Below are 5,712 nucleotides of genomic sequence, written 5' to 3' on the forward strand. Positions count from 1 at the left end.
ATCCAAGTCGCCGCGAGGGGCTGACAGAGAAAATAACTTCACAGGATGTTGGTTCTGGTGGTTGTGTTCTTTGTTTGTCTGGTGGTGATGGTGATAATTTTATAGGGCCGATGCTCGCTGGCTTTCGGATGGTTTTTGCTGTTTGTTGTGTTGGTGGGTGGCGCTGGTCGTGGGTGCTTTCTGGTTCCGGTTGTTGTGATGAACGACACAGTGTTCTGGTTTGTGTTTCTGCAACGTGGTGTGTAACATCGGTCTGGCTGCTTTACGGAAGGGTGCTCGTTGATAAGGGTGCTTGAGTAGTGGGGTGGTGGTGTTGTGTGAGAACTCAATAGCGTGTCAATGTACTTATTATTTTTGATACTTACTTGATTAGTGGGATGTGGATCCTTTTTGTTTCTGCATTTGATTAATCGTTTTGAGTAAGTGTTGCTCTTTGATTTTTCTTTTGTAGTTTTTTGACTAGGTTATCAGACTCTTTTTCTGATTTTTTATGGAGAGTTTGATCCTGGCTCAGGACGAACGCTGGCGGCGTGCTTAACACATGCAAGTCGAACGGAAAGGCCTCTTCGGAGGTACTCGAGTGGCGAACGGGTGAGTAACACGTGGGTGATCTGCCCTGCACTCTGGGATAAGCCTGGGAAACTGGGTCTAATACCGGATAGGACCATGCTTTAGTGTGTGTGGTGGAAAGTTTTTTCGGTGTAGGATGAGCCCGCGGCCTATCAGCTTGTTGGTGGGGTAATGGCCTACCAAGGCGGCGACGGGTAGCCGGACTGAGAGGTTGGTCGGCCACATTGGGACTGAGATACGGCCCAGACTCCTACGGGAGGCAGCAGTGGGGAATATTGCACAATGGGCGCAAGCCTGATGCAGCGACGCCGCGTGGGGGATGACGGCCTTCGGGTTGTAAACTCCTTTCGCCAGGGACGAAGCGTTTTGTGACGGTACCTGGAGAAGAAGCACCGGCTAACTACGTGCCAGCAGCCGCGGTAATACGTAGGGTGCAAGCGTTGTCCGGAATTACTGGGCGTAAAGAGCTCGTAGGTGGTTTGTCACGTCGTCTGTGAAATTCCACAGCTTAACTGTGGGCGTGCAGGCGATACGGGCTGACTTGAGTACTGTAGGGGTAACTGGAATTCCTGGTGTAGCGGTGAAATGCGCAGATATCAGGAGGAACACCGATGGCGAAGGCAGGTTACTGGGCAGTTACTGACGCTGAGGAGCGAAAGCATGGGTAGCAAACAGGATTAGATACCCTGGTAGTCCATGCCGTAAACGGTGGGCGCTAGGTGTAGGGACCTTTTGGGGTTTCTGTGCCGTAGCTAACGCATTAAGCGCCCCGCCTGGGGAGTACGGCCGCAAGGCTAAAACTCAAAGGAATTGACGGGGGCCCGCACAAGCGGCGGAGCATGTGGATTAATTCGATGCAACGCGAAGAACCTTACCTGGGCTTGACATACACTGGATCGCTGCAGAGATGTAGTTTCCCTTGTGGCTAGTGTACAGGTGGTGCATGGCTGTCGTCAGCTCGTGTCGTGAGATGTTGGGTTAAGTCCCGCAACGAGCGCAACCCTTGTCTTATGTTGCCAGCACGTTATGGTGGGGACTCATGAGAGACTGCCGGGGTTAACTCGGAGGAAGGTGGGGACGACGTCAAGTCATCATGCCCCTTATGTCCAGGGCTTCACACATGCTACAATGGCCGGTACAATGCGCAGCGAGCCTGTGAGGGTGAGCTAATCGCTTAAAGCTGGTCTTAGTTCGGATTGGGGTCTGCAACTCGACCCCATGAAGTCGGAGTCGCTAGTAATCGCAGATCAGCAATGCTGCGGTGAATACGTTCCCGGGCCTTGTACACACCGCCCGTCACGTCATGAAAGTTGGTAACACCCGAAGCCGGTGGCTCAAACTCGTTTAGGGAGCCGTCGAAGGTGGGATCGGCGATTGGGACGAAGTCGTAACAAGGTAGCCGTACCGGAAGGTGCGGCTGGATCACCTCCTTTCTAAGGAGTTTTTATTGTGCACTGATTGTTTCCACAGTTGTGGGTGGTCAGTGTGTTTGCTGTGATTGTTGTTCATGCACCTGTATGTGGGTGTGTGGGTTGCAGCGTTATTATTTTTTGTTTGTGGGTTTGCATTCTGTTTTCACTTGGTTGAGTGGGTATCATTTTTTTGTGTGTTGGCACGTTGTTGGGTGTCTCGGGCAGCACTTGTGTGTTGTTCGTTGACCATCATGGCTGTGGGTGAACGGTTTTTTGTTTGCTTGTGGTTGTGGTTGGTGTGGTGTGTGAGAACTGTATAGTGGACGCGAGCATCTGTGCGCATGATGCAGCTTTTGTTGTGTTGTGTGTGCTGTAATTTTTTTTCTTTTGTGTTTATTTTGTTGTGTGTTGTAAGGGCACATGGTGGATGCCTTGGCATGCTAAGCCGATGAAGGACGTGGAAGGCTGCGTTATGCCTCGGGGAGTTGTCAATCGAGCGTTGATCCGAGGATGTCCGAATGGGGAAACCCGGCTGTGGTTATTCGCAGTCACCTGCTGGTGAATTTATAGTCAGTATGGGGGTTACGCGGGGAAGTGAAACATCTCAGTACCCGTAGGAGAAGGAAACAATAGTGATTTCGTTAGTAGCGGCGAGCGAACGCGAATGTTGGCTAAACTGCATGTGTGTGATACCTGGTAGGGGTTGCATGTGTGGGGTTGTTGGGAGCAATTGTTCAGTCACTACCATGGCTGTGCTGGTGCGTGCGTGTTAGGTGAAGTGGTTTGGAATGGCCCACCGGAGTAGGTGAGAGTCCTGTAGTTGAAGGCATGTGCGTGTTGGTTGTTGTTTCCCGAGTAGCGGCGGGCTCGTGGAATCTGCCGTGAATCTGCCGGGACCACCCGGTAAGCCTAAATACTTAGTGTGACCGATAGCGGATAGTACCGTGAGGGAATGGTGAAAAGTACCCCGGGAGGGGAGTGAAATAGTTCCTGAAACCATGTGCTTACAATCCGTCAGAGCACCTTTTGTTGTGTGATGGCGTGCCTTTTGAAGAATGAGCCTGCGAGTCAGCGGCATGTCGCGAGGTTAACCCGTGTGGGGTAGTCGTAGCGAAAGCGAATCCTAATTAGGGTGTTGTAGTGGCATGTCCTGGACCCGAAGCGGGGTGATCTACCCATGGCCAGTGTGAAGCAGCTGTAAGAGGTTGTGGAGGCGCGAACCCACGTAGGTTGAAAACTGCGGGGATGAGCTGTGGGTAGGGGTGAAAGGCCAATCAAACTCCGTGATAGCTGGTTCTCCCCGAAATGCATTTAGGTGCAGCGTCGTAGGTTAGCTTGGTGGAGGTAGAGCTACTGTTTGGTTGAGCGGGACTATCATCTTAGCAACATCAGACAAACTCCGAATGCCATTGAAGTGTTCTACGGCAGTGAGACTGTGGGGGATAAGCTTCATAGTCGAGAGGGAAACAGCCCAGATCGCCGGCTAAGGCCCCTAAGGGTGTACTAAGTGGAAAAGGATGTGGGATCGCGATGACAGCCAGGAGGTTGGCTTAGAAGCAGCCATCCTTGAAAGAGTGCGTAATAGCTCACTGGTCGAGTGGTTCTGCGCCGACAATGTAGTGGGGCTCAAGTACACCGCCGAAGCCGCGGCAACTTTTTAGTTGGGTAGGGGAGCGTCGTGCATGAGGTGAAGCATGAGTGTGAACACGTGTGGATTGTGTGCGAGTGAGAATGCAGGCATGAGTAACGAATTGTAAGGTGAGAATCCTTACCGCCGGATGACTAAGGGTTCCTGGGTCAAGTTCGTCTTCCCAGGGTGAGTCGGGACCTAAGGCGAGGCCGACAGGCGTAGTCGATGGATAACCAGTTGATATTCTGGTACCCGAGTGTGTGCGTCAATGGTAAAGCAGTGATACTAACCACGTGTGAGACTCATTGATTATGCTCTTTGAGTGTGTTGATGGGTTGAGTTTGTGGGGCCTGATCTGTGGTCCAAGTGATGGGGTGACGCAGTGGGGCAGCCACGCCGCTTATTGGATTGTTGGTGTAAGCGTTGAGGTTGGTGCCATTGGTAAATCCGGGCACTGTTTGCTGAGGCGTGATGCGTAGCCCTTTTTTGGGTGAATGTGGTGTGCTTATGCTGTCGAGAAAAGCCTCTAGCGAGTGCATATTCGGCCCGTACCCTAAACCGACACAGGTAGTCAGGTTGAGAATACTAAGGCGTTCGGGTGAACTGTGGTTAAGGAACTCGGCAAAATGTCCCCGTAACTTCGGGAGAAGGGGAGCCCCACCGGGTTTTGCTTGGTGGGGCCGCAGAGAATAGAGGGGTCCGACTGTTTATCAAAAACACAGGTCCATGCGAAAACGTTAAGTTGATGTATATGGACTGACGCCTGCCCGGTGCTGGAAGGTTAAGAGGACCTGTTAGATCTTTTGGGTCGAAGCGGAGAATTTAAGCCCCAGTAAACGGCGGTGGTAACTATAACCATCCTAAGGTAGCGAAATTCCTTGTCGGGTAAGTTCCGACCTGCACGAATGGCGTAACGAGACCCCTGCTGTCTCAACCACAGGCCCGGTGAAATTGCAGTACGAGTAAAGATGCTCGTTACGCGCGGCAGGACGAAAAGACCCCGGGACCTTCACTATAGCTTGGTATTGGTGTTCGGTTTGGCTTGTGTAGGATAGGTGGGAGACTGTGAGGCATGCACGCTAGTGTGTGTGGAGTCGTTGTTGAAATACCACTCTGGCTTGATCGGATACCTTAACCTTGGCCCATGATCTGGGTTGGGGACAGTGCCTGGTGGGTAGTTTAACTGGGGCGGTTGCCTCCTAAAGAGTAACGGAGGCGCCCAAAGGTTTCCTCAGCCTGGTTGGCAATCAGGTTTTGAGTGTAAGTGCACAAGGAAGCTTGACTGTGAGAGTTACTGCTCGAGCAGGGACGAAAGTCGGGACTAGTGATCCGGCACCTACTTGTGGATGTGGTGTCGCTCAACGGATAAAAGGTACCCCGGGGATAACAGGCTGATCTTCCCCAAGAGTCCATATCGACGGGATGGTTTGGCACCTCGATGTCGGCTCGTCGCATCCTGGGGCTGGAGTAGGTCCCAAGGGTTGGGCTGTTCGCCCATTAAAGCGGCACGCGAGCTGGGTTCAGAACGTCGTGAGACAGTTCGGTCTCTATCCGCCGCGCGCGTAGAAACTTGAAAAAGGCTGTCCCTAGTACGAGAGGACCGGGATGGATACACCTCTAGTGTGCCAGTTGTCACGCCCGTGGCATGGCTGGTTGGCTACGTGTAGAAGGGATAACCGCTGAAAGCATCTAAGCGGGAAGCCTGTTTTGAGATGAGGTTTCGTTATTAGGTGCCCTAGAGACTATGGGGTTGATAGGCCAGATCTGGAAGCGTTGTAAGGCGTGGAGGTGACTGGTACTAATTCACCGAACTACTACAACATGCCGGTTTTTTGGCTGGTGTTTTTCGTGAGAGATTAATTTTTGTTGTGCTTTGCGTCCACTATGCAGTGTTTGACACACCACGCCGTGTTTGTGTGGTTGACGGGCACATGGTTTTTTGTGTGTTGTCTGGTTGGTTGTGTCGGTGGTTGATAGCGGCAGGGAAACGCCCGGTCCCATTCCGAACCCGGAAGCTAAGCCTGCGTCGCGCTGATGGTACTGCACTCGGGAGGGTGTGGGAGAGTAGGTTGCTGCCGACACTGTATAATTTCATGTTTG

At 52.3% G+C, this 5,712-nt stretch carries 1 protein-coding gene and 3 rRNA genes; all 4 read left to right on the forward strand.

The genetic code is table 11. The annotated features are described in order from the left end of the window. Window positions 1–296 (forward strand): hypothetical protein (locus A5774_RS11700; RefSeq protein WP_231892376.1); only part of this gene is annotated, 296 nt, incomplete at its 5' end. Window positions 297–487: 191 nt separating this feature from the next. Continuing rightward, window positions 488–2,003 (forward strand): 16S ribosomal RNA (locus A5774_RS06890). Between the two features lie 379 nt (window positions 2,004–2,382). Further along, window positions 2,383–5,435 (forward strand): 23S ribosomal RNA (locus A5774_RS06895). A gap of 139 nt (window positions 5,436–5,574) precedes the next feature. Then, window positions 5,575–5,693, forward strand: a 5S ribosomal RNA gene (gene rrf, locus A5774_RS06900). Together the 16S, 23S and 5S rRNA genes form the textbook arrangement of a ribosomal RNA operon. Window positions 5,694–5,712: the final 19 nt, after the last annotated feature.

This window comes from Corynebacterium sp. EPI-003-04-2554_SCH2473622 (genome assembly GCF_001665955.1).
Taxonomy (GTDB): Bacteria; Actinomycetota; Actinomycetes; order Mycobacteriales; family Mycobacteriaceae; genus Corynebacterium; species Corynebacterium pseudodiphtheriticum.